At 63.7% G+C, this 23,490-nt stretch carries 20 protein-coding genes and 1 riboswitch; of the genes, 2 read left to right on the plus strand and 18 right to left on the minus strand.

Features of this window, described 5'->3' with window-relative positions:
• Nucleotides 1–27 precede the first annotated feature (27 nt).
• The 9 genes from AU381_RS16760 to bcoG form a co-directional block, all read right to left on the minus strand.
• A complete protein-coding gene (locus AU381_RS16760; protein WP_064242873.1) occupies nt 28–1,659 on the minus strand; it encodes an ABC transporter ATP-binding protein in 1,632 nt (543 codons plus the stop codon).
• The gene (locus tag AU381_RS16765) at nt 1,652–2,479 is read right to left on the minus strand and encodes an ABC transporter permease (RefSeq protein WP_012708688.1); all 828 of its coding nucleotides are present in this window, start codon (nt 2,477–2,479) and stop codon (nt 1,652–1,654) included. Before AU381_RS16765 ends, AU381_RS16760 begins: the two co-directional genes overlap by 8 nt.
• Complete coding sequence (locus AU381_RS16770) at nt 2,476–3,588, minus strand: ABC transporter permease (RefSeq protein WP_064242874.1); 1,113 nt, start codon at nt 3,586–3,588, stop codon at nt 2,476–2,478. The genes AU381_RS16765 and AU381_RS16770 overlap by 4 nt, the downstream gene beginning before the upstream one ends.
• Nucleotides 3,589–3,590: 2 nt before the next feature.
• Nucleotides 3,591–5,180 (minus strand): ABC transporter substrate-binding protein, encoded by a 1,590-nt coding sequence (locus tag AU381_RS16775; protein WP_064242875.1) that lies wholly within the window; start codon nt 5,178–5,180, stop codon nt 3,591–3,593.
• A gap of 244 nt (nt 5,181–5,424) precedes the next feature.
• A complete protein-coding gene (locus AU381_RS16780) occupies nt 5,425–6,207 on the minus strand; it encodes a carnitinyl-CoA dehydratase (RefSeq protein ID WP_064242876.1) in 783 nt (260 codons plus the stop codon).
• Between the two features lie 5 nt (nt 6,208–6,212).
• Nucleotides 6,213–8,276 carry an acetate--CoA ligase family protein gene (locus AU381_RS16785; RefSeq protein ID WP_064242877.1) on the minus strand — a complete coding sequence of 688 codons (2,064 nt, stop codon included), beginning with the start codon at nt 8,274–8,276 and terminating at the stop codon, nt 6,213–6,215.
• Between the two features lie 200 nt (nt 8,277–8,476).
• Complete coding sequence (locus tag AU381_RS16790; RefSeq protein WP_064242878.1) at nt 8,477–9,637, minus strand: acyl-CoA dehydrogenase family protein; 1,161 nt, start codon at nt 9,635–9,637, stop codon at nt 8,477–8,479.
• 226 nt (nt 9,638–9,863) lie between these two features.
• Nucleotides 9,864–11,354 (minus strand): carnitine 3-dehydrogenase, encoded by a 1,491-nt coding sequence (locus tag AU381_RS16795; RefSeq protein ID WP_064242879.1) that lies wholly within the window; start codon nt 11,352–11,354, stop codon nt 9,864–9,866.
• A 233-nt stretch (nt 11,355–11,587) separates the two neighbouring features.
• Nucleotides 11,588–12,490 (minus strand): 3-dehydrocarnitine:acetyl-CoA trimethylamine transferase BcoG, encoded by a 903-nt coding sequence (bcoG, locus tag AU381_RS16800; RefSeq protein ID WP_064242880.1) that lies wholly within the window; start codon nt 12,488–12,490, stop codon nt 11,588–11,590.
• Nucleotides 12,491–12,599: 109 nt separating this feature from the next.
• On the opposite strand from bcoG, the gene AU381_RS16805 reads away from it, so the two are divergent.
• The gene (locus AU381_RS16805) at nt 12,600–13,571 is read left to right on the plus strand and encodes a GlxA family transcriptional regulator (protein ID WP_064242881.1); all 972 of its coding nucleotides are present in this window, start codon (nt 12,600–12,602) and stop codon (nt 13,569–13,571) included.
• 200 nt (nt 13,572–13,771) lie between these two features.
• Here AU381_RS16805 and AU381_RS16810 read toward each other — a convergent pair whose 3' ends face one another.
• The 5 genes from AU381_RS16810 to AU381_RS16830 form a co-directional block, all read right to left on the minus strand.
• Nucleotides 13,772–14,533, minus strand: coding sequence for an SDR family NAD(P)-dependent oxidoreductase (locus AU381_RS16810; RefSeq protein ID WP_064242882.1), 762 nt, complete (start codon nt 14,531–14,533; stop codon nt 13,772–13,774).
• Between the two features lie 4 nt (nt 14,534–14,537).
• Complete coding sequence (locus AU381_RS16815; RefSeq protein WP_064242883.1) at nt 14,538–15,356, minus strand: ABC transporter permease; 819 nt, start codon at nt 15,354–15,356, stop codon at nt 14,538–14,540.
• Nucleotides 15,356–16,222, minus strand: coding sequence for an ABC transporter permease (locus tag AU381_RS16820; RefSeq protein ID WP_064242884.1), 867 nt, complete (start codon nt 16,220–16,222; stop codon nt 15,356–15,358). Before AU381_RS16820 ends, AU381_RS16815 begins: the two co-directional genes overlap by 1 nt.
• A gap of 208 nt (nt 16,223–16,430) precedes the next feature.
• Nucleotides 16,431–17,591 (minus strand): polyamine ABC transporter substrate-binding protein, encoded by a 1,161-nt coding sequence (locus AU381_RS16825; RefSeq protein ID WP_064242885.1) that lies wholly within the window; start codon nt 17,589–17,591, stop codon nt 16,431–16,433.
• 50 nt (nt 17,592–17,641) lie between these two features.
• On the minus strand, nt 17,642–18,721 hold the full coding sequence (locus AU381_RS16830) for an ABC transporter ATP-binding protein (protein WP_064242886.1): 1,080 nt from the start codon (nt 18,719–18,721) through the stop codon (nt 17,642–17,644).
• Nucleotides 18,722–18,922: 201 nt separating this feature from the next.
• On the opposite strand from AU381_RS16830, the gene AU381_RS16835 reads away from it, so the two are divergent.
• Nucleotides 18,923–19,726, plus strand: a complete 804-nt coding sequence (locus AU381_RS16835; RefSeq protein WP_082910098.1) for a helix-turn-helix domain-containing protein — start codon at nt 18,923–18,925, stop codon at nt 19,724–19,726.
• Between the two features lie 93 nt (nt 19,727–19,819).
• On the opposite strand, the gene AU381_RS16840 is transcribed toward AU381_RS16835, so the two are convergent.
• The 4 genes from AU381_RS16840 to AU381_RS16855 all read right to left on the minus strand — a co-directional run bounded on the left by AU381_RS16840 (nt 19,820) and on the right by AU381_RS16855 (nt 23,394).
• Complete coding sequence (locus tag AU381_RS16840) at nt 19,820–20,293, minus strand: 6,7-dimethyl-8-ribityllumazine synthase (RefSeq protein WP_064242887.1); 474 nt, start codon at nt 20,291–20,293, stop codon at nt 19,820–19,822.
• A gap of 89 nt (nt 20,294–20,382) precedes the next feature.
• A riboswitch (FMN riboswitch) is annotated at nt 20,383–20,547 on the minus strand.
• Between the two features lie 116 nt (nt 20,548–20,663).
• The gene (locus AU381_RS16845; RefSeq protein WP_064242888.1) at nt 20,664–21,725 is read right to left on the minus strand and encodes an ABC transporter ATP-binding protein; all 1,062 of its coding nucleotides are present in this window, start codon (nt 21,723–21,725) and stop codon (nt 20,664–20,666) included.
• Nucleotides 21,726–21,736: 11 nt separating this feature from the next.
• Nucleotides 21,737–22,519, minus strand: coding sequence for an ABC transporter permease (locus AU381_RS16850; RefSeq protein ID WP_064242889.1), 783 nt, complete (start codon nt 22,517–22,519; stop codon nt 21,737–21,739).
• Entirely contained in the window at nt 22,516–23,394 is an 879-nt protein-coding gene (locus tag AU381_RS16855; protein WP_064242890.1) for an ABC transporter permease, read from the minus strand. Before AU381_RS16855 ends, AU381_RS16850 begins: the two co-directional genes overlap by 4 nt.
• Nucleotides 23,395–23,490 lie beyond the last annotated feature (96 nt).

Consider the following 23,490-nt stretch of genomic DNA (forward strand, 5'->3'; position numbering starts at 1 on the left):
GCGGGGCGGAGGCGCCCCGCTCCAGGGTCAATTCCCCGCACTCTCCATGCGCCTGGTCTTCAGCACCCGTTCCAGCCAGCCGATTTCCATTTCCGGCACCGACTTCAGGAGCAGGTCCGTGTAGTCGTCGAAGGGCGGCGAGAGCACCTTCGACTTCGGCCCGAAGCGCACCAGTCGGCCGCGGTGCATCACCGCGACGCTGTCGGCGATCGCCCGGACGATGGCGATGTCGTGGGTGATAAATACATAGGAAACAGCGGTTTCTTCCTGGAGCTTCATAAGCAGATTCAGGATACCCTCCGCCACCAGCGGGTCGAGCGCCGAGGTCGGCTCGTCGCAGAGGATGAGCTCCGGCTTGGCGGCGAGAGCCCGGGCGATCGCGACGCGTTGCTTCTGGCCGCCCGACAATTCGGCCGGATAGCGGTCGACGAAACGCGTTCCCATCTCGATCTGGTCGAGCAGTTCCTTGACGCGTTCAGTTTTCCTGGCGCCGTGCATGCCGAAATAGAAGGATAGCGGCCGGCCGATGATGTCGCGCACCGTCTGGCGCGGATTCATGGCCGTGTCCGCCATCTGGTAGATCATCTGGATGCGGCGCAGTTCCTCGTTCGTGCGGCCCTTGAGCGCCTTCGGCAGGTCCTTGCCGTCGAAGGTGATGCGGCCCTCCGTCGGCGGCAACAGCCCGGTGATGACCCGGGCGAGGGTGGATTTGCCGGAGCCGGACTCGCCGACGATCGCCAGCGTCTGGCCCTTCGACAGGTGCATTGACACGTCGTGCAGCACCTTGAAGCCATTGCCGTAAGCGGCATGGACATGCTCGATCTTGAGGAGCGTGCCGGACTGGTCCGGGGCTTCGTCGCGCTTCGTCTGACGGACGCTGACGAGCGCCCTTGTATAGTCCTCCTTCGGCGCTTCGATCACCTGCTTGGTGGTGCCGTATTCGACGGTCTTGCCGTGGCGGAGCACCATGATGTCGTCGGAGATCTGGGCGACGACGGCGAGATCGTGGGTGATATAGAGCGCCGCCGTATGCGTCTCCTCGATGGCGTGCTTGATCGCCGCCAGCACGTCGATCTGCGTGGTGACATCGAGCGCCGTCGTCGGCTCGTCGAAGACGATCAGTTCCGGGTTGGGGCAGAGGGCCATGGCAGTCATGGCGCGCTGCAGTTGGCCGCCCGAAACCTGGTGCGGATAGCGCTCGCCGAAGGTCTCCGGATTGGGGAGCCCGAGCACCCGGAAGAGATAGAGGGCGCGCTTTTTCGCCTCCTCGCGGTTCATGATGCCGTGGCGCAGCGACGCCTCGATCACCTGGTCGCCGAGCTTGTGGGCCGGGTTGAAGGCCGCGGCCGCGGACTGCGCCACATAGCAGACGTGGCAGCCGCGGACCGAATTGATGCCGCCGCGGTCGAGCTTCAAAATATCTTTGCCGTTGAGCAGGACTTCGCCGCCGGTAATCCGCACGCCGCCGCGGCCATAGGCAAGTGCCGAGAGGCCGATCGTCGACTTGCCGGCACCGGATTCGCCGATGAGGCCGAGGACCTTGCCCTTTTCGAGATTGAAGGAAACGCCTTCGACCAGTGTCACCACCTTCGGCGGCTCTCCGGGCGGATAGCTCGTCGCCTCGATCTTCAGGTTCTTGACGGAAAGAAGCTCAGGCATCGCCGCGCCCTCCTTTCAGGCTCGAGGTGCGCTTCATCAGCCAGTCGACGACGAGGTTGACGCAGATGGCGAGGGTGGCGATCGCCGCGCCGGGAACCAGGGCAGCGGAGATGCCGAAGATGATGCCGTCCTTGTTGTCCTTGACCATGCCGCCCCAGTCGGCGGCCGGCGGCTGGATGCCGAGGCCGAGGAAGGACAGGGTGGAAAGGAACAGGATCGAGAAGGCGAAGCGCAAGCCAAATTCGGCCAAGAGCGGCGACAGCGTGTTCGGCAGGATCTCCCGGAAGATGATCCACAGCGAGCCTTCGCCGCGAAGCCTCGCGGCCTCGACGAATTCCATCACCGCGACATCGAGGGCGACGGCGCGGCCGATGCGGAAGACGCGGGTGGAATCGAGCACGGCCATGACGAGGATCAGGATCCAGAGATGCTGAGGCAGGACGGCGAGCACGACGAGCGCAAAGATCAACGTCGGGACCGCCATCATCAGATCGTTGAAACGGGAGAAGAGTTGGTCGACAAAGCCGCCGGTGACGGCGGCCGTAAAGCTCAGGAACATGCCGAGCGCGAAGGAGACCAAGGTCGCCGCCAGCGCCACGAAGATGGTGGTGCGGGCGCCGTAGATCAGACGCGACAGCAGGTCGCGCCCGAGATTGTCGGTGCCGAGCAGGAAGTCACCGCCGGCCGGCGCCCAGATCTCGCCGACGACGTCGCGTTCGCCGAAGGGGGCGATGAAGGGCGCGAAGATCGCGCAAAGCAGGCAGAGCGCTATGCCAATGATGCCGATCCAGGCGCTGATGGGGATAGATCTGAGATTCATCGCGGGTGCCTCAGTCTCGGGTTGGCGAGAATGGCGAGAATGTCGGCCGCCATGTTGAGGAAGATGTAGAAGGCCGCGAAGATCAGCCCGCAGGCCTGCACGACGGGCATGTCGCGCACCGTCACCGCATCCACCATGTACTGACCCATGCCGGGATAGACGAACACCACCTCGACGACGACGACGCCGACCACGAGATAGGCGAGGTTCAACGCGATGACGTTGATGACCGGCGCCACGGCATTGGGGGCTGCATGGCGGGCGATGATGCGGAAGGTCCCGAGCCCCTTGAGTTCGGCGGTTTCGACATAGGCCGACGACATGACGTTGAGGATTGCCGCCCGCGTCATGCGCATCATGTGGGCAAGGACGACGAGCACGAGGGTTGCGACGGGCAGCGCGATCGCCGAAAGCCGCTCGGTGAGGGTCATGCTGTCATAGACCGTCGCCGGGAAGGTGGCGACGCCGTATTGAACGGCAAACACCATGATCAACAGATAGCCGATGAAGAACTCCGGCAGCGAAATCGCCGCCAGCGAGATCACGTTGATGATCTTGTCCGGTAGTCGATTGCGGAACTGGACCGCCAACATGCCGAGCCCGACGGCAAGCGGCACGGAGATCAGAGCCGCGAAAAAGGCGAGGAAGAGCGAATTGCCGAGCCTCTTGCCGATCTGTTCGCTGACCGAATTCTTGCTCGCCCAGGAGGTGCCGAAGTCGCCCTTCACGGCGCCGCCAAGCCAGGTGAGGTAACGCTCGCTCCAGGGCCGGTCGAGGCCGAGATCCTTGCGGATGTTCTCGACCGCCTGCGGCGTCGCCGACTGGCCGAGATAAGTGGTGGCGAAATCGCCGGGCAAGGCTTCGATGCCACCGAAGATCATCAGCGACACGGCGAAGAGCAGGCCGACGCTGAGGCCGAGGCGCTGAAGGATCAGCGCCACGAGAGGGCGGCGAAAGACGAAACGCCGCCAGAAGGAGCCGCCGATCTCGCCCGTGGCGGCGGCGGGGTTGGGCTTTGCTGGCACTCCGGAAAGATCGGCGGAGCGCGGGTGTGTTTCACCCGCGACCCCATCGGTCAGAACCGGACCAGAGATCGGTCCGCTTTCCATGGTCAGGCGTCCAGCCACACCCGGGTTGCGACATAGCCGTTCGACATGTCGTTGCCGATGTCGTGGACGTAGCCCTTCACCTGCTTGGTGGACGCGTTCACGAAGTCATTGAACATCGGCAGGATCACGCCGCCTTCGTCCCGCACCATCATCGCCAGGGTGCGATACATGTCCTTGCGCTTGGCCTCGTCCAGTTCGGAACGCGCTTGGAGCAGGAGCTTGTCGAAGTCCTCACGCTGGAAGCGGGTGTCGTTCCAGTCGGCGTTCGACAGGTAAGCCGTCGAGTACATCTGGTCCTGCGTCGGGCGCCCGCCCCAGTAGGAGGTGCAGAACGGCTGGGCGTTCCAGACATTGGTCCAGTAGCCGTCGCCCGGCTCACGCTTGACCTCGATCTCGATGCCGGCTTTCTTGGCACTCTCCTGATAGAGAACGGCCGCATCCACGGCACCCGGGAAGGCGACGTCGGAGGTGCGCAGCAGTACTGGCCCGCTGTGGCCGGACTTCTTGTAGTGGAAGGCGGCCTTGTCGGGATCATAGACACGCTGCTCGATGCCTTCCGGGAAGAGGGCATAGGTGTCGTTGATCGGGAAGTCGTTGCCGATCTTGCCGTAACCGCCGAGGATGCGCTGGACCATGGTCTCGCGATCCATCGACAGCTTCAGCGCCATCCTGAGGTCGTTGTTGTCGAACGGCGCGGTGTTGCAATGCATGATGAAGACGTAGTGGCCGCGGCCGGACGTATTCAGGATCTCGACAGTCGGCGCGCGCTTCAGGAGGCTGACCGTCTTCGGATCGACGCGGTTGATAAAGTGCACCTGACCGGACGAAAGAGCGGCGATGCGCGCCGTAGCATCGTTCATGGCGATCAGTTCGACCGTGTCCACATAGCCACGATCCGTGCGCCAGTCGTCCTGGTTCCTTTCGAAAGTGGCGCGCACGCCCGGTTCGAAGCTCGCGACCTTGTAGGGGCCGGTGCCGATCATGGCATCTGGATTGTCCATACCGCCGTTCGGCTGGATGACGAGGTGATAGTCGGAAAGCAGCAGCGGCAGGTCGGCATTGCCTTCCGTCAGCGTCAGCACGAGCTTGCCGCCATCGGCCTTGATTTCCTTGATCGATTTCATCACGCCAAGGGCGCCCGACTCCGACTTGTCGTCCGTGTGACGCTGCAGCGTCTTGACGACGTCCTCCACCGTCAGTTCCTTGCCATCATGGAATTTGACGCCCTTGCGGATCGTGAAGGTCCATGTCGCCGCGTCGGCGGAAGGCTCCCAGGATTCTGCAAGCGCCGGTACCGCCGCGCCGGTCGTCGGGTGGGTTTCGACGAGCAGGTCGCCCCAGTTCCTGATGACGACGAACAGGAACTGTGAGAGCGCCTTTGCCGGGTCTTTCGAATCGGTTGCGGCCGCGCCTTCGAGGCCAAGCTTCAGGTGGCCGCCGCGTTTCGGCTCCTGCGCCGCGGCGCTCACCGCAAACAGCGTGTTCGCCGTCGATGCGGCAATGCCGAAGGCTGCCGCCCGTCCGAGAAATTCGCGCCGGTTCATTTTGCCCAGCATGACCTGACGTGTCAGATAATCCTTGTAATCGCTCATTCCCCTGTTCCCTTTCGTTAGCCGGCATTCGCCGTTCATTGTGATTGGTAGAGACTGCGTATCGCCATCCTGGGGATGGCCCAAGGCACTTACCGCTTGATGTCCTTTCCTTCGTCCTCCCTCCTGTCCCGGGGGGCGTTATTGGCTTCAACCATAAGGCTATCCGCTCGGTGGAAGCTTGTAACGTCCTAAATGATCTTTTCTTTCCATAAGCAGGCCTTATGGCTGCTCCTCGCGGCCGATTTTACCTTCCCTTCCAGACCGGATCGCGCTTCTCGGCGAAAGCGCGCGCTCCCTCCAACTGGTCCTCGCTCGAATAAAGCACGTCGATCGACTTGAACTGCCGACGGGTGATCTTGTTCATCGTCGTCTGGAAATCGCGGCCCTCGGCTTCGCGGACGACCTCCTTGATCGCCGCATAGACGAGCGGCGGTCCGCTCTCGAGCAGGCGCGCGAGCTCCCAGGCGCGCTCCATCAGTCGCCCCGCAGGCAGAATTTCATTGACGAAGCCCCAGCGATGCGCCTCCGCGGCCTCGAGCCAGCGCCCGGTCAGAAGCATGTCCATGGCGATGTGGTAGGGGATGCGCTTCGGCAGCTTGATCGAGGCGGCGTCGGCGACCGTGCCCGAACGGATTTCCGGCAGCGCGAAGGTCGCGTGTTCTGCAGCGAGGATGAGGTCCGTCGAGAGCGCGATCTCCAGCCCGCCGCCGCAGCAGATGCCGTTGACGGCCGCGATGATCGGCTTGTTGAGGTCGCGGAGCTCCTGGATGCCGCCGAAACCGCCGACACCATAGTCGCCATCGACAGGGTCGCCCTCCGCCGCAGCCTTCAAATCCCAGCCGGGGCAGAAGAATTTTTCCCCGGCGCCGGTGATGATCGCCACGCGAAGCTCCGGGTCGTCTCGGAAGTCACGGAAGATTTCGCCCAAGACCCGGCTGGTCTTGAGGTCGATGGCATTCGCCTTCGGCCGGTCGATCGTGACTTCGAGAATGCCGCCTTCGCGGCGGGCGAGGATCGGTCCGGTCATAGGCGTCATTTCCTCCGGCGGATCAAGGCATCGGCGGCGACGGCTCCGTCGCCGACCGGCAACACCATTATAGGATTGATATCGAGTTCTTCGAGTTTGGAAGCGTTTGCAACGACATAGGATGCCGCTGCTGCGACAGTCCTTGTCAGCGCTGCGACATCGCCTCTCGGGCCGCCGCGATAGCCGTCGAGCAGTTTCCTGATCTTAAGGCCGTCAATGGCCGCTTTGATCATCTCTTCGGTGGCAGGGAGCGTCAGGATTGCGGAATCGTCAAGCAATTCCACGAGGATACCACCGGCCCCGATGGTCAGCACCGGACCGGCGACGGGATCGCGCATCGCCCCGACGATCAATTCGGCGACCGGCCTGGCGATCATTTTCTCGACCAGATAGCCGGAGGCGACCGACGCCATCTCCTCCGCCGCGGCAAGCACCTCTTCGCGGTTCGTCAAATTGAGCTTGACGGCACCGGCTTCGGTCTTGTGGGCTACGCCCAGGCCCTTGAGCACAACGGGGAAGCCAAGGACTTCGGCAGCTTCTGCCGCTTCTTTCGGCGTTCCTGCGGTCTCGCCCTTCGGGACCGCTACGCCAGCCGCGAAGAGCTCGGCCTTTGCCTGCGCCTCCGTCAATGTGATGGCATCGCCGCCGGCCGCTGCAGCCTTTATGAGGGGCGGCGGGGCGGGGCGCGCCCAGGCGCCGCCGATCGCGGCCGCCGTTTCTGCGGCGGCGAGTGCCTCGTCTATGCCAGAGAAGGGCACGACGCCTGCTGCCATCAAGGAGAGAGCGGTCTCCTCCGGCATGTTCTCGCCGAGGCTCGCGACGATGCCGGCGGCGGCGCCCGTCGCTTTCGCCGCGTCGATGACCGCATCGCAGGTCGTCACCCAATCTTCGGCGTGGCAACGGTCGAGGCGCGGGAAGTCGAGCACGATCAGATTCAGCGCGTAGCCGCCCTGCATCATCGCGGTGAAGGCGGCGGTCTGCTTTTCGCGATTGCCCCAGACGAAGGTGTGGTAGTCGAGCGGATTGGCGATCGTCACCATCTCGCCAAGACTTTCCCTGAGCGGCTGGCGCTGCTCGTCCTTAAGTGCCCGGAAGTTGACCTTGCGCCGAACGCCGGCATCCGCCATCAGCGAGGCCTCGCCGCCCGAACAGCTCATCGAGGAGATGTCGGCATTGGGGAGGGGACCGTGAAGATGCAGGAGCTTCAGGGTTTCGAGGAGCTCGGGCAAGGTCTCGACACGGCCGATGCCGAGGCGGGCGAGCAGGGCCGAAGAGACGCGGTCGTTGCCGGCGAGCGAAGCCGTATGGGAAACCGTCGCCAGCTGTGCCGCCTCCGACTTGCCGACCTTCAGCGTCACGACCGGTTTACGCAACTCGCGGGCGCGGGTTGCCAGCCTCTCCAGCGCCTCGACGCTGTCGAAACCTTCAATATGCAGCCCTACGGCGGTGACGCGCGGATCCTCGAGCACGGCGCAGGCGATATCGGAGAGGCCGGTCTGTGCCTGGTTACCGGCGGTCATCACATAGGCGAGCGGCAGCCCACGCTTCTGCATCGAGATGTTGCAGGCGATGTTCGACGATTGGGTGAGGATCGCCACGCCGCGTTCGACGCGCAGCATGCCGTGCTGGTCAGGCCACAGAAGCGCGCCGTCCAGCATATTGATGAAGCCGTAGCAATTGGGTCCGACGATCGGCATGTCACCGGCGGCAGCGACCAGCGCCTGCTGCAGGTCGCTGCCATCGGCAAGTTCACTGACCGCCTCGCGGAAGCCTGAAGCGTAACAGACGGCACCGCCGCCACCGCGCGCCGCAAGATCGCGAATGATTTCGATGGTCAGCGCCCGGTTGACGCCGACAAAGGAGGCATCCGGCGCCTCCGGCAGGTCGGCGACCGAGCGATAGCAGCGGCGGCCGAGGATTTCTTCTTCCCGCGGGTGAACTGGCCAGATTTTGCCGGCGAAGCCCATCTTGTCGCATTGTTCGATGACGCGCCGCGCCTCCTTGCCGCCGAAGACGGCGATGGAGCGCGGGCGGATGAGGCGGTCGAGGGAACGGGGAGGGGTGGTCATTGCGCTGTGCTCTCCCCCGCGGCGGAGCGGTGCCCCTCATCCGGCTGCCGCCACCTTCTCCCCGCGTGCGGGGAGAAGGGATATGCCGCGCCGTCTTGCTCCACCGCTGCTGCCCCGCAGGTGGTGTCCCCTCTCCCCGCTCGCGGGGAGAGGGCTACGGTGAGGGGCAAATCGTCAAGAAGAAGCGAAACCGCCATCCCTCAAGCCCCCAGTGGCCGCAGCAGGTCGCGGCTGATGATGTGGCGCTGGATCTCCGATGTACCGTCCCAGATGCGCTCGACGCGAGCGTCGCGCCAGAAGCGGGCGAGCGGCAGGTCGTCCATGAGTCCCATGCCGCCATAGATCTGGATCGCCTCGTCGGTGACGCGGGCCAGCATCTCTGTGGCAAAGACCTTGGCGGAGGCGATCTCGCGGTTCGACGGCAGACCCTGGTCGAGCCGCCAGGCGGCCGAGAGCGTCAGCAGGTCGGCGGCGTCGATCTCGGTGATCATGTCGGCGAGCTTGAAGGAGACGCCCTGGTTGGCGCCGATCGGCTTGCCGAACTGCTTGCGTTCGGCCGAATAGGAGAGAGCGTAATCGAAGGCGCGGCGGGCGCGGCCGACGGAGGTGGCGGCAACCGTCAGGCGTGTCGCATAGAGCCAGTCGTTGGCAAGATCGAAACCCTTGTGGAGTTCGCCGAGAACTTGAGAGGAGGGCAGGCGGCAGTCGTCGAAGGTCAGGATGCAGTTCTTGTAGCCGCGATGCGAGACGGAATTGTAGCCCTCGCGGATTTCGAAGCCCGGCGTGCCGCGATCGACGAGGAAGCAGGTGATCTTCTTCTTCGGTCCGCGCGGCGTCTGTTCCTCGCCGGTGGCGATGAAGACGATGACGAAATCGGCGATGTCGGCGTGGCTGATGAAGTGCTTGGTGCCGTTGACGATCCAATCGTCGCCATCCGGCCTCGCGAAGCATTTCATGCCGCGTACATCGGAGCCGGCGTCCGGCTCGGTCATGGCGAGCGCATCGAACTTGTCGCCGCGGACGGCGGGCAGCAGATAGCGCTCGCGTTGTTCTTCATTGCAGGCCATCAGGATGCCGGAGGGGCGGCCGAAGAAGACGGTGAGCCCCATCGAGCCGCGGCCGAGTTCGCGCTCGACGAGCGTGAAGGTGAGGTGGTCGAGACCGGCACCGCCGACTTCTTCCGGGAAATTGCAGGCGAAGAAGCCGAGCTCCTTGCATTTGCGGGCAATTTCCTGGCCGAGCTCGCGCGGCACCAAGCCGGTGCGCTCGACCTCGTTTTCATGCGGATAGATCTCGGTCTCGACGAAGCCGCGGACCGTATCGACGATCATCTGCTGTTCTTCGGTCAGTGCGAAATTCATTGTTCTCCCTCGTATTTTTTGTTTGCTTGCATTGAGCCGATCTCCCTACCGACTCGTGCATGCAACTTGCCCCTCACCCTAGCCCTCTCCCCGCGCGCGGGGAGAGGGGACTTTGATCGCTACTGCCCTCGTCCGCGAAGGAAGCGAGCGGTTGCAGCATCTCCCTTCTCCCCGCCTGCGGGGAGAAGGTGGCGGCAGCCGGATGAGGGGCTGCCATCTTGTCGTCTCAGCGTTTCTGTCCGACGTGCCTGCCCGCGCCATCCGGCACCCCAAGCCTCGCATGCCCTTCCGCGATCGGCTTCAGCTTCTCCAATACCTCGGCCGGTGCGGCGACAGACTTGCCGGCCTCAGCATCGACATGCAGCATCATCTGCTCGGCCGTCGCGATCACTTCGCCCGAGGCGGTGTCGTGAATCCTGGTGAAGAAGTGGATGCGCTTCTCGTCCGAGGCGAGAATTTGCAGCGTCGTGTAGAGCGCCTGGCCGAGCTTCGCCTCGCCGAGATGGCGGATATGCGTCTCGACGGTGTAGTAACTGTGGCCGGCCTCCACATAGGCGAAGTCGACGCCGATCAATCGGAGCAGGGCGTCGGACGTATCGCCGAAGAGTTGCAGATAGCGGTGCTCGGTCATGTGACCGTTGTAATCGACCCAGGCGGCGTTGACCTTGGTCTCGACGAGGCGCAGCGGACCGGAGACGTCAAAGCTCTTCGGCTGGTTGCCGCCTTGCGCCCAGAGGCGCTTCTCGAAATCGGCGAGCAGCTTGCCGGCACCCCAGCCTTCGCCGCCATTGCCGGCCTTCAGCGCCTGCATGATGCCGACGAGGTTTTCGTCGCGGATGCGCTCGAGTTCGCGGATCGAACGGCCGGCAGCCTGGGCGTCCGATTGGGCGCCGATCTTCTCGACCAGCGCATCGTCGAGATCGACGACGTCGGTGAACTTCGTCCACGGCCATTTCAGGCAGGGGCCGAACTGGGCGAGGAAATGACGCATGCCGGCTTCGCCGCCGGCGATGCGATAGGTCTCGAAGAGGCCCATCTGCGCCCAGCGCATGCCGAAGGAGTAGCGCATGACATCGTCGAGCGTCTCGGTATCGCAGATATCGTCCTGGATCAGCCAGAGCGCCTCGCGCCAGAGCGCCTCGAGCAGCCGGTCGCCGACGAAGGCCTCGATCTCCTTGGCGATGACGACGCCTTTCATGCCGATCTCGGCGACCGCTTTCTCGGCGCGCTTGATCGTCTCCGGCGACGTCTTCTTGCCGCCGACGAGCTCGACCAGCGGCAGCAGGTAGACCGGGTTATAGGGGTGGGCCACGAACATGCGCTCGGGATGCTTCATCTCGGCCTGGAGGTCGGACGGCAGCAGGCCTGAGGTAGACGAACCGATCAGCGCGTCGCTGCGGGCGGCTGCGTCGATCTCGGTGATGACGCCGCGCTTCAGCGGCAGCCGTTCCGGGACGCTTTCCTGAATCCAGTCAACATCGTGGACGGCTTCCTCAATGCTCTTGCAGAATATGAATTTGCCGCGCGGCGGCAGCGGTGCCATGGTCAGCATGCCATAGGCGCGCTCGGCATTGGCCATGACCTCGCCGATGATGCGCTCGGCTTCGGGGTGCGGATCGAAGATGTTGACGTCGATGCCGGCGAGCGCGAAACGCGCCGCCCAGGCCCCGCCGATGACGCCGCCGCCGACGCAGGCGGCCTTGGTGATGATGGTCATTGCCTCTCCATCTCGTTGTACCGTGGGAACCCCTCCCGGCCCTGCGGGCCACCCTCCCCACAAGGGGGAGGGATGGGTGGCTCCGGATCCTCGCTGTCCCTCTCCGGCGCTCGCCTGCCGCCTCGGTTGGCCTTGATGCGGACCTCTCCACAAACGCAGAGGTTCCGTTCGGAGTCCGGCGGCGCCGCCTGTTAAGCCCTCCCCCTTGTGGGGAGGGTTGGGGAGGGGTCTTGTTATCGCTTCGTCAGCTTCAATTTCTCGCGGACCTCCTGCGGTCCGATGATCTTCGCGCCCATGCCCTCGACCACCGAAATCGCCTTCTCGACCAGCTGGCCGTTGGTCGCGAGCTGTCCTTTGCCGACATAGAGGTTGTCCTCCAATCCGACCCGGACATTGCCGCCGGCGAGGATCGCCGCGGCGGGATAGGCGAGCGCGTTGCGGCCGATCGAGAAGGCCGAGAACGTCCAATTCGACGGCACGTTGTTGACCATCGCCATGAAGGTGTTGAGGTCGTCCGGCGCGCCCCATGGAATGCCCATGCAGAGCTGGATCAGCACCGGATCCTCGATCAGACCTTCCTCGACGAGCTGCTTGGCGAACCAGAGATGGCCGGTGTCGAAGGCTTCGATCTCGGGCCGGACGCCGATTGCGGTCATCTGGCGTGCCATTTCACGCAACATCGACGGCGTGTTGGTCATGACATAGTCGCCGAGCGAGAAGTTCATCGTGCCGCAGTCGAGCGTGCAGATCTCCGGCAGACATTCGGCCACATGGGCGACGCGTTCGGTCGCGCCGGCCATGTCGGTGCCTTTCTCGTTGAGCGGGAGGGGGTTTTCGACATCGCCGAAGATAAGGTCTCCGCCCATGCCGGCGGTCAGGTTGAGGACCATGTCGACATCGGCGGAGCGGATGCGGTCGGTTACCTCCCTGTAGAGATCGAGGCGGCGGGCCGGTGCGCCGGTTTCCGGATCGCGGACATGGCAGTGGACGATCGCCGCACCCGCCTTGGCCGCTTCGACCGCCGCGTCGGCGATCTGTTTCGGCGTGATCGGAACGTGGTTGGACTTCGAAACGGTGTCTCCCGAACCGGTGACTGCGCAGGTGATGAAAACCTCGCGGTTCATGCTGAGCGGCATAGCTGTCTCCCCTTTCGTTGAACCCATTACGAGCCAGAAACGGCGCCGGCGCTTTCCACAGGTGGAACTATCCTATACATTATCGGCAGTGATGGGAGGAAGTTTCACCATGGAAGCCAGTGTTTCGCAGGCGCAGCATATCGATTTGCTGATCCTGCCGGAGACCAATCTCATTCTGGTCGCCTCCGTCGTCGAGCCGCTGCGCGCGGCAAACCGCATCGCCGGGCGGGCGCTCTACAGCTGGACGATGTTCAGCCCGGACGGTGAAGCGATTGAGACCAAAAGCGGCATCCCGATACCGGTCTTCGGACCCTTTCGCCCGCAGCGCGAGACGGCGCCGCTTTTCGTGCTGTCGAGCTACAACTGGCAGCGCAGCGCCACCTCGCAGCTGAAGATGCTTCTGTCGCAGACGGCGCGGCACCGGGAGGCGATGGCGGGGATCGAATCCGGCTCCTGGCTCTTGGCGGAGACGAGCCTCCTCGACAATTTTTCCGCCACGACCCACTGGGAAGACTTCGAGGATTTCGCCAGCGCCTATCCGCAGGTGACGATGGTTCGCGAGCGTTTCGTCATCGATGGCAAGCGCATCACCACCGGCGGCTCGCTGCCGACGCTCGATCTGATGCTGGAGCTCATCCGCCGCGCGCATGGCTATTCGCTGGCGCTCGAGGTATCTCGCCTCTTTATCTACGAGCAGGAGCGGACGCGCGGCGACCTCCTGCAGATGCCGGTGATCGGCAACATGCGCATTCTCGACGCTCGGGTCGGTGCGGCGGTCAAGCTGATGGAGGAAACCGTCGAGGCGCCGATGACGCTTGCCAAGCTGGCGCGGCGGGTCGGCGTCAGCGCCCGACACCTGCAGGACCTTTTCAAGGACACGATGGGAGTTGCGCCGCATGAGCACTACCTTGCGCTGCGGCTCAATGCGGCCCGCCGCAAGGTGATCGAGACGCGTATGGAATTCGCCGATATCGCGGCGATTTCCGGCTTTAACTCTTCTTCTTCATTTTCGCGGAGCTATCGCGCCCATTACCGCGAGAGCCCCAGCGAGACGCGCCGGCGGCTGAAGCTCAAGAGTTGATTCAAGGACCTCAGGCGCCCTTTGAGCTGAGGCCGGTTCAACGAATCAAATCAGCGGCCTGCGGTCCGTATGTCGGAAAGTGAATCAGGTAGGAGCGCATCGGCCGGAACGAGTGAGGGAGCCTCCTGGATGCGGCGCTCCGCTATGGGCCGTCGCTGTCGCCGACGTGACGAAACGCGGAGCAGGATTCGTCCGACGTGTCAGACGACGGTCTCGCCCCCGTCGACCACGAGTATCTGCCCGGTCATGTAGGATGACCGATCGGAGACGAGAAAGAGGATCGACTCGGCGATTTCGTCGACGCTCGCCCAGCGGCCGAGCGGTACCTTCTCGCGAATGTAGGCTTCGATGGCGCGCCGTCCGCCCATCTGCTTGATGAACGGCTCATTGAAAGGTGTGTCGACCCAGCCGGGGCAGAGCGCATTCACCCGCACGCCGTACTTTGCATAGTCGCCGGCCATCTGCCGGGTCATGGCGATCACGGCGTGCTTCGTCGTGGTGTAGGCGATCATCTCGCGGTCGTAGAGCACGCCCGAGGACGAGGAGGTGTTGACGATCACCCCGCGACCGGCCGCCTTCATCGACGGCATGACGAGGCGGGCGGCCATGAAATGGGCGCGGACATTGAGGCTCCATGAGCGGTCGAAGCCCGCGACGTCGACCTCCTCCAGAGTGCCGGCCACTTGCGCGCCGGCGTGATTGTGCAGGATGTCGATTCGGCCGTGACGGCGGAGCACGTCGGCGATGCCGTCGGAAAGCGCGGCGTCATCCGTGACATCGATGGCGAGCGCCTCGGCGCTGCCGCCCTTGGCGACAATCGCCGCGACGGTCGCCTCTCCTGCGTCCCGGCTGCGGTCGATGGCCACGACATGGGCACCTTCGCGCGCCATGATGGCGGCGCCCGCCTGACCGATTCCGGAGCCTGCTCCGGTCACGATCGCGACCCGATCTCTCAAAATCATGGTTTCACTCCCCGGATTTGCTTCTCTTTTCGCGCATCAGAATGCGCGCGGTCAGGATCAGGAGCAGCGATGCGAAGAGCACCAGTGTCGCGATCGCGTTGATCTCGGGCGTCACGCCTCGGCGGATCGAGGCGAAGACGTAGATCGGCAAGGTCGTTTTCGAGCCGGCGACGAAGAAGGCGATAATGAAATCGTCGAAGGAGAAGGTGAAGGCGAGCAGGAAGCCGGCAAGGATCGACGGCAGGATTTGCGGCAGGACGATCAGCCGGAAGGTGGTGAGCGGCGTCGCATAGAGATCGCTGGAGGCCTCGACGATGTCGCGACCGAGACTGGCGATGCGCGCCTTGACGATCATCGTGACGAGCGCCATCGAGAAAAGCCCGTGGGCGGCGATAATCGAGCCGTAGCCGAGACCGAGTTGGGGCGGCCGGTCGCCCGGCCAGAGGGCCGCAAGTGCCGGGTTGAGGAAGGAAAAGACAGCGACGAGTGCGACGAGCGTGGCGATGCCGATGACAACGCCGGGCACGACGATCGCTGCGGCAAAGAGCGCGTCGAAGAGCGCGCGCATGCGTGCACCAAGGCGCTCCATGCCGAGCGCCGCCATGGTGCCGAAGACGGCAGCGAGTGCCGCGCTCGTGAAGGCGATGATCAGGCTGTTCTGCAGGGCCGAGACCAGGAAGGTGTTGCCAAGCGCCTTGCCGTACCAGTCAGTCGAGAAGCCCGTGAACTCGCTGGCGCTGCGTCCGGCGTTGAAGGAGAACAGCACGACAAGGGCGATCGGCGCATAGAGGAAGAGATAGACGGACGAGATGAACGCGCGCATCAGACGAGATCCACCTGTCTGGTTCCGGCGACCCTCCAGGCGATACGCATCGCCACCATCAGCACGACGACGACAACAGCGACGAGCGTCACGGCGATCGCCGAGCCGAAGGGCCAGTTGCGCGACTGCAGGAAGAGATCGACCAGCGCGTTGCCGATGAAGAAGACCTTGCCGCCGCCGAGAAGCTGCGGGATCAGATATTCGCCAAGGAGCAGGATGGTGACGAGGGCGACGCCGGTCATGACCCCTGGCAGGGAAAGAGGCAGGGTTACGCCGAAGAAGGTCGAGACCGGCTTGGCGCCGAGATCGGCGGAGGCCTCCAGGAGCCGCCGGTCGAGCTTTTCCAGGCTCACATAGATCGGCATGATCATCAGCGGCAGGTAGCCGTACACGATGCCCAGCAGCACGGCGCCCGGCGTATTGAGCAGGCGCACGTCCTCGATGCCGACCATCGCCAGGAGATTGGGGATGCCGCGCGAGCCGAGGATGTACATCCAGGCATAGGTGCGCACCAAGAGGCTCGTCCAGAACGGCACGACGACGAGCGAGACCAGAATGAGGCGGTAGCGCGGGTTCGCCTTCACCGCGAGGTGATAGGCGGTGGGGTAGGCGACCACGAGGCAGAGCAGGGCGCCTGCCGGCGCAAGCAGCAAGGTGTTCCAGAAAGCGGTCGCGCGCGTCGGCAGATTGGCGAACTGGGCGAAGGTAAAGGCCGCCTGGTACCCGCCTTCCGGTGCCCGTTCGCCAAAGGCGAAGACGAGCATGGCGACGAAGGGGAGAACGAGGAACACGAAAAGCCATGCGGCCGCTGGCGCAACAAGCGCCGCCGTCACCAGGTTCCTCTTCGTGTTCATTGCCGCGCGCATGGGGTGGTCCGTCAGATGCACGTTGAATATGGCCCCTCATCCCGCTGCCGCGACCTTCTCCCCGCAGGCGGGGAGAAGGGGACTAGCGGCACCCGCTTCGTTTCCTCGCCGCCGCTGGCGGAATCGGCGCTCGCGGCTTGTTCCTTCTCCCCGTCAGGACGGGGAGAAGGTGCCGGCAGGCGGATGAGGGGCGATCTTGCCGGTATGTTCAAGCCGCCTTGAACCGCGCCATCAGCTCGGCCCGGCCGGGATCGGTGAGCGTCACGGCGGCGCCGAATTCGAGCGGGGTCAGTGCCGCCTCATCGGGATAGACGATCTTGTTCGAGGTGACCTCGGCCGGTAGCAGCTTCAGCACCCGGCTGTCGGTCGTCGGTGCGCCGTTGGCGACATGCTCCTTGACGGCATTTTCCGGCGTCATCAGGTAGTTCAACAACGCGTAGCCGGCCGGCTTGTTGGCGGCACTCTTCGGGATCGCGTAGAAGTCCGACCAGATCTCGCCGCCGTCCTTGCCAAGCACGAACTGAATTTCCGGCATGTCGCGGTTGAGCTGTGCCCCGTCATTGGTCCAGCACATGGTCATCCAGGCATCGGTGGCGCGCATCGCCGGTTGATAGTCGCTGTTGATCGCATAGAGATGCGGCTTGACTTTGAGCAGGACTTCCTCCGCCTTGGCAAGCTCTTCCGGCTTGATCGAATTGAACGAATAGCCAAGCGACACCAGTGCATTGCCAATGGTGGTGAGCTGGTAGTCGTGCACCATGGCGCGGCCATCCGCCTCGGTTATCGCCACTTCGAAGAAGTCCTTCCAGCTCGTCACCGGTTTCTTGATCTTGTCGCTGTTCACGGCAATGCCGGTCGTGCCCCAGTTCTTCGGCACGGCATAGGTCTTGCCGTCGATAATGCCTTCGTTGGTAAAGCGCGGGTTTTCGGTCGAGGGGTCGTAGTTCGGCAGCTTCGACAGGTCGAGCTCGTCGATCAGGCCGAGCTTGGCATAAGTCGAGATCGTGTAGTTTGTCGGAACGAAGAGATCCCAGCCGGTGCCGCCCGCCTGGAGCTTCGCCAGCATCTCCTCGTTCGACCCGAAGACGTTCACCTCGACGGCGACGCCGGTCGCGGCCTTGAACGCCTCGAAGGTGGCGGGGTCATGATAGTTCGGCCAGGTCGCGATTGACATCTGCGTGCCGAGGTCTTCGGCGAAAGCCGTCGAATTGAAGAGTCCCGGCTGGCGCGCCAGAACGGCGGTCGCGAGGCCGAGCCCGGTGACGCCGAGGAAATGGCGGCGCGTCACCGAGCCGCGCTTCAGGCGCATCAGCTCGTCGGTCAGCCTGTCTGCAGTGATCGGGGCATTTTCTCTGTGCGACTTGGTCATGATGCTGTTCCCTTATCGTTGGCATGCATTTGATGGCAGGCATCGGCTGTTCAGGCCGGAAAGACATGCATTGCATTCGAGTCGAAGCGGAGCCCGATCCTTTCTCCGGGTTCGGCGAGATCGCTCTCGTCGATGCTGCGGCGGTCGGCCGTCACGAGGAAATCGCCGAGGCCGTCGACCTCGACGGAGTATTCCACGGATGAACCAAGGAAGATGCGGTGCGTCACTGTGCCTTGCAGCGTTGCGGTACTGTCGCGCACGAGGCTGATCGATTCCGGGCGCAGCGCCACCATGGCCGCGCCTGCGGTTCCATTGGCGCGGGCCGGCTTTGCCAATCCGACGCCATTCGCCAGCCGCACCGAGTTCGCGCCAGGCTCGATCGTCGCCGCAATACGGTTGGTCTTGCCGACGAAATCGGCGACGAAGAGGCTTGCCGGGCGATCGTAGATCTCCTGCGGCGGGCCGACCTGGACGATCCGCCCCGTATTCATGACGGAGACGAGATCGCTCATCGAAAGCGCCTCCTCCTGGTCGTGCGTGACGAGCACGAAGGTGATGCCGAGCTCGCGCTGCAGGCTCTGGAGCTCGATCTGCATCGCGGTCCGCAGCTTCTTGTCGAGCGCGGCAAGCGGCTCGTCGAGGAGCAGCACCTTCGGCTTGTTGACGATGGCGCGGGCAAGCGCCACGCGCTGCTGCTGTCCACCGGACATCTCGTGGATGCGGCGCTTGGAGAAGCCGCCGAGGCGGACCATGTCCAACGCCTCCTGGGCGCGGCGGGCGATTTCGGCAGCGGCGATGCGCGGGCGCATCTGTTTCAGCCCATAAGCGACGTTCTGCTCGACATCGAGATGCGGAAACAGCGCATATTGCTGGAAGACCATGTTGACCGGCCGCCGATAGGCCGGCACGCCGTTCATCGGCTGCCCGCCGATATAGACCATGCCCTCGCTCGGCTGTTCGAAGCCGCCGATCATGCGCAGGCAGGTCGTCTTGCCGCAGCCGGAAGGGCCGAGCAACGCGACGAAAGCGCCCTTGGGAACCGCGAGATTGATATCCGACACGGCCGTAACGCTGCCATAGCGTTTGGCGACCGAACGGAATTCGATGTCGTTCGTCGAAGCGGATGTCACGTCTGTTCCCTGCGGCTGCTCTTTTGCGAATCGGGCACGGTTCTGGCGCCTCGATTTCCACCGTCATTGCCAAGCAGCCTAGTCAAAGGAAGCCGTCCCGGTATATACCCCAAGAGAGGTATTTCAACCCGGAATGCCTTGTGAAAGGAGTATATCCCGCGTAGGCGGTCCAAGGGTAAGGGGAGGAGCCGGGAGGGCGGTTTGGTGATAGACATCGAAAGGCTGTTCCAGGCCTTGGCGCCGCTGATGAATGGCGCTTCGCTGGACGACGAGGCCGTCGGCCAGGCGTTCCGCCGACTGATGTCGAGCCTGATGATCTTCGACTATGTCGTCGTCTTTGCTTATCGCGGCAAGGAGCGTCCGATCGATCTCTACAGCACTTTCGACGCCAAGGACCACGTGCTCTTCGTCAGCCTCTACCAGGCCGGTCCCTACCTGCTCGATCCTTTCTACCACGCCGCCTGCGCGCCAAAGCAGGGTGCATGGCGGATGCGGGAATTAGCACCCGATCGCTTCTTCTCCAGCGAATATTACCGGACCTATTATGTGCAGACCGGGCTTGCGGAGGAGGTCGGCTTCTTCGTGCCGGTCAGCGAACAGGTGACCGTCGTTCTGTCGCTGATGCGGCGGGAAGCGACCGGCACTTTCAGCGCCGCCGAATTCGCCCTGCTCAAGAAAGCCGAACCGCTGGTCGCCGGGCTGGTCCGCCATCATTGGGCCGACCTCGACCGCCGCTTCGATACGGCGCTCGCGAAGACGGGCCGCAGCCGGCGCAAGGCTCTACATCCGCCCGCCGACGGGGTCTGGCGGCATCTCAACCTCACCGACCGGGAAGCGGCGATCATCGAACTGGTGCTGCAGGGGCATTCGTCGGAGTCGATCGGGTTGAAGCTCGGCATTTCGACCGGGACCGTCAAAGTCCATCGCCGCAACGTCTACCGCAAGCTCGGCATTTCCTCTCAGACGCAACTGCTGTCGCTCTATATCAAGAAACTCGGTCACTGATGTCTTTTGGCGTTCGCTCCGAGCAGCCCGCGGCCGAGAGCAGAAGCGCGGCCCGTCGGCCGCGCCCCGCGCTTCGGATCGAGAAAAGGTTCTTCAGGCGTTGACGAGGGCGAGCTTGGCGCGCGCGTCGAGAATTTGCGCGCAGGCGTTCGCTGCCTCTTCGCCCTTGACGACGAAATGGTCGCGGAAGAAGGCGATCAGCGGCTCGCTTTCCTGGAAGTTGTGGGGCGTGAGGACGGCGGAGAGCACCGGCACATCCGTGTCGAGCTGGACGCGCATCATGCCGTCGAGCACGGTGCCGGCGACGAAGTCGTGGCGGTAGATGCCGCCATTGACGACGAAAGCGGTGCCGAGGACCGCCGAGTAGCGTCCCGTCTTGGCAAGCTTCTGCGCATGCAGCGGAATTTCCAACGCCCCGGGCACATCGAAGATCTCGACGTCGGCCGCGTTGCCGCCGAGCTTCGACCACTGGGCGACGAAGGCTTTGACGCACTGGTCGACGATATCGGCGTGCCAGCGGGCGCGGACGATCGCAATCTTGGTGGAGGGGTGGGAAAGAATGGTCATGGTCTCAAGCCTTTCAGGGTTGGCGTCTTTTCCAATGATCCCGTCGGGCGAACATGCATGCGCGACTGCCCCTCGAAAGGGCCCGCACCGCTTGCTCTCTTCCATCCGGACTGTGACCGTCGGCTCCGGAATCTGACCGGATCTGCTGACCTTCAAGGCGGACCTCGAAGCGCTCGCGGGCTTCGACCATTGGATCACTGGACCCGCTGATCGCTACCGCCGGTGGGGAATTTCACCCCGCCCTGAGAACGCGTGCGACTATATAGATAGATCGGCGCCCGTCAAACGCAGGCACCGACGAAAATGCGAGAAATCACGACAGATTTTTCCTGGCATTGCCCCAGGCGCGCCAGTTTGTTCCGCAAGCCGGCTACTCCTGGATGACCAGCAGATCCTTTGCAGCGAACCGCAGTGTGACGTTGTCGCCGGCAACCGGGGGGACAATGCCTGGATTGTTGAACATGTCGAAGGAGATGACGTCGCTGCCGACGCGAAGCCTGGTGCGGATGACCGATCCCAGGAAGCTCGTGGAGACGACTTCGCCCGGAAGCGCGGTATCGCCCCGGGATCCGTCGGCGATCGAGCCCGCTTCCGGCCGGAGCGCCAGCGAGATGCTGTCGCCGCCCTTCAGGCTGGCGATCGGTTCCTTCAGCGAAACCGGCTGGCCGCCGATCGCGACGGAGCCGGCCGCCGGGTCGATCACCTTCGCTTCGATGATATTGAGCGTGCCGACGAAGGAGGCGACGAAGCGGGTCGCCGGCGTATTGTAGATATCGAAGGGGGTGCCGATCTGGTCGGCGCGTCCGGCATTCATGACGACGATGCGGTCGGAGATCGACAGCGCCTCCTCCTGATCGTGCGTGACGAACACCGTGGTGATGCCGAGCTGCTGCTGGATCTGCCGGATCTCTTCGCGCAGCGAGATGCGGATCTTCGCATCGAGCGCGGAGAGCGGCTCGTCGAGCAGCAGCACTTGCGGCTTGACGGCAAGCGCGCGGGCAAGCGCCACACGCTGCTGCTGGCCGCCGGACAATTGATAGGGGAAGCGGTCCGCCAGATGCTCGAGCTTGATGAGCCCGAGCATCTCCTTCACCCTTGTATCAATATCCGTCTTGGAGGCGCCGGCGACCTTCAGGCCGAAGGCGACATTGTCATGCACATTCATGTTCGGAAAAAGCGCATAGGCCTGGAACACCATGCCGATGTTGCGCTGGTTCGGTTTCAGCGTGCCCTGGTCCTTGCCGTCGATGATGATCGAGCCGCCGGACGGCGTCTCGAAGCCGGCGATCATGCGCAGGATGGTGGTCTTGCCGCAGCCGGACGGCCCGAGGAAGGAGACGAACTCGCCCTTTTCGATGCCCATGTCGAAATCATGCACGACCTGTACGGGGCCGAAGGATTTTTTGATGTTGGTCAGTGACAGGAAACTCATACGAACGGTCCTCAGGCCTTGGGAGGCGCGCTTTTCTGGAAGCGCGAGACGAGTTGGATGAGGCCGAGGCAGCCCCAGGTGATGCCGAATGCGATGACGGCGAGCGCCGCCGGCTCATAGGCGCGGTTAGCGCCGAGGAGCTGCATGTAGGGGCCGAAGGCCGGCCTGTTCAGCAGCGCCGCCATGGTGAATTCGCCGATCACGATAGCGAAGGTGAGGAAGGCGCCGGAGAGGACTGCGACGAGTACGTTGGGCAGTATGATCCGCGCCAGGATCGTGGTCCATCCGGCGCCCAGGCTCTGGGCGGCTTCGGTCAGCGTGGCGACGTCGATTGTCCTGAGGCCGGTGTCCACCGCGCGATACATGTATGGCAGCGCGAGCGTGGCATAGCCGAACATCAGCAGTATATTGGTGCCGAGAGCGGAGCCCGTCAGCGGCAGCCAACTTGAGGTGTTGTAGAGCCGGATATAGCCGAAGACGATGACAATTGCCGGAATGACCAGCGGCAGCAGCGTCACGAACTCGACGTAGGGACGCAGGCCCGGCAGCTTGAGGCGGATCCAGTAGGCCGTCGGCACGACGAGCAGCACGCCGAAGACGATGGTGAAGAGCGCCTGCGTCACTGAATAGGTGAAGGTTTCCTGGAAGCGCGGATCGCCGAACACTTTCGCGTAGGCGTCGAAGGAATACTCGCCGCGCCGCATTTTCAGCGAGAAGTTGGTCATGCCGACGAGCGGAAGGGTGAAATAGAGGATGCCGAAAAGAAGGGCGCCCCAGGCCCAGATCTTCTTCATTTCAGCCACCTCTCACTGCGGGCGCGAAGCCAGATGTAGATTGCGTTGGCGACACCCGTGACGACGATCATGCCGAACGCGAGCGCGTAGCCGAGGTGCGGATTGCCGAGGACGTCGCCGCGGATCTGGGCGAAGAGCAGGATGGGCACAATCGACAGGGACGAGCCGGTCAGCGCAATGGCGGTTGCGACGGCGCCGAAGGCGTTGGCGAAGAGCAGCGCCAGGGTGCCGAGAATTGAGGGAAGCAGGATCGGGAAGGCGACCATCCGCCAGTATTGCAAGCCCGTGGCACCGAGGATCGAGGCCGCTTCGCGCCACTCGCGCTTCAATCCGTCGAGCGCCGGCGTGATGATGAGGATCATCAGCGGGATCTGGAAGAAGAGGTATGTAACCGTCAGGCCCCAGAAGGACAGGATGTTGAAGCCGAGCGCCCGCAGGTCGACGCCAAGCTCCGAGCGCAGGAAGACGCTCAGTATGCCGACCGGCCCGAGCGTCGCAAGAAAGGCGAAGGCCAGCGGTACGCCTGCAAAGTTGGAGGCGACGCCGGAAAAAGTCAGCAGCGGTCCGCGGATCCATTTCGGCAATCCGCCGAAAACGACGGCCGCGGATATGGCAAAGCCGGCCAGGCAGCCGAGAAGCGCCGAGGCGATGCTGATCTTGATGGAAATCCAATAGGCCGCGAGGATCGAAGGCGTGAAAAGACCCTGGATATTATCGAGCGTGAAGCTGCCGTCCGGTGTCTGAAAGGCGCCGACCACGATCTTCATCGTCGGAAGAATGAGAAACAGCGTCACGAAAGCGGCAAAGGGCAGGATGCCCAGCCAGTGAAGCGGAAGGCGACGCGCAGGCCTGGCGCCGATGTGAGCAGATGACATTCCGTTCGCCCTACGAGGCCGCGTCGCAGACGCGCTCGTTCATTGAATTTACCATGAATATCGCATCCGCCCCGGCCGGGAAACCGGCCGGGGCGG

The sequence above is a fragment of the Sinorhizobium glycinis genome, assembly GCF_001651865.1.
GTDB classification, from domain to species: Bacteria; Pseudomonadota; Alphaproteobacteria; order Rhizobiales; family Rhizobiaceae; genus Sinorhizobium; species Sinorhizobium glycinis.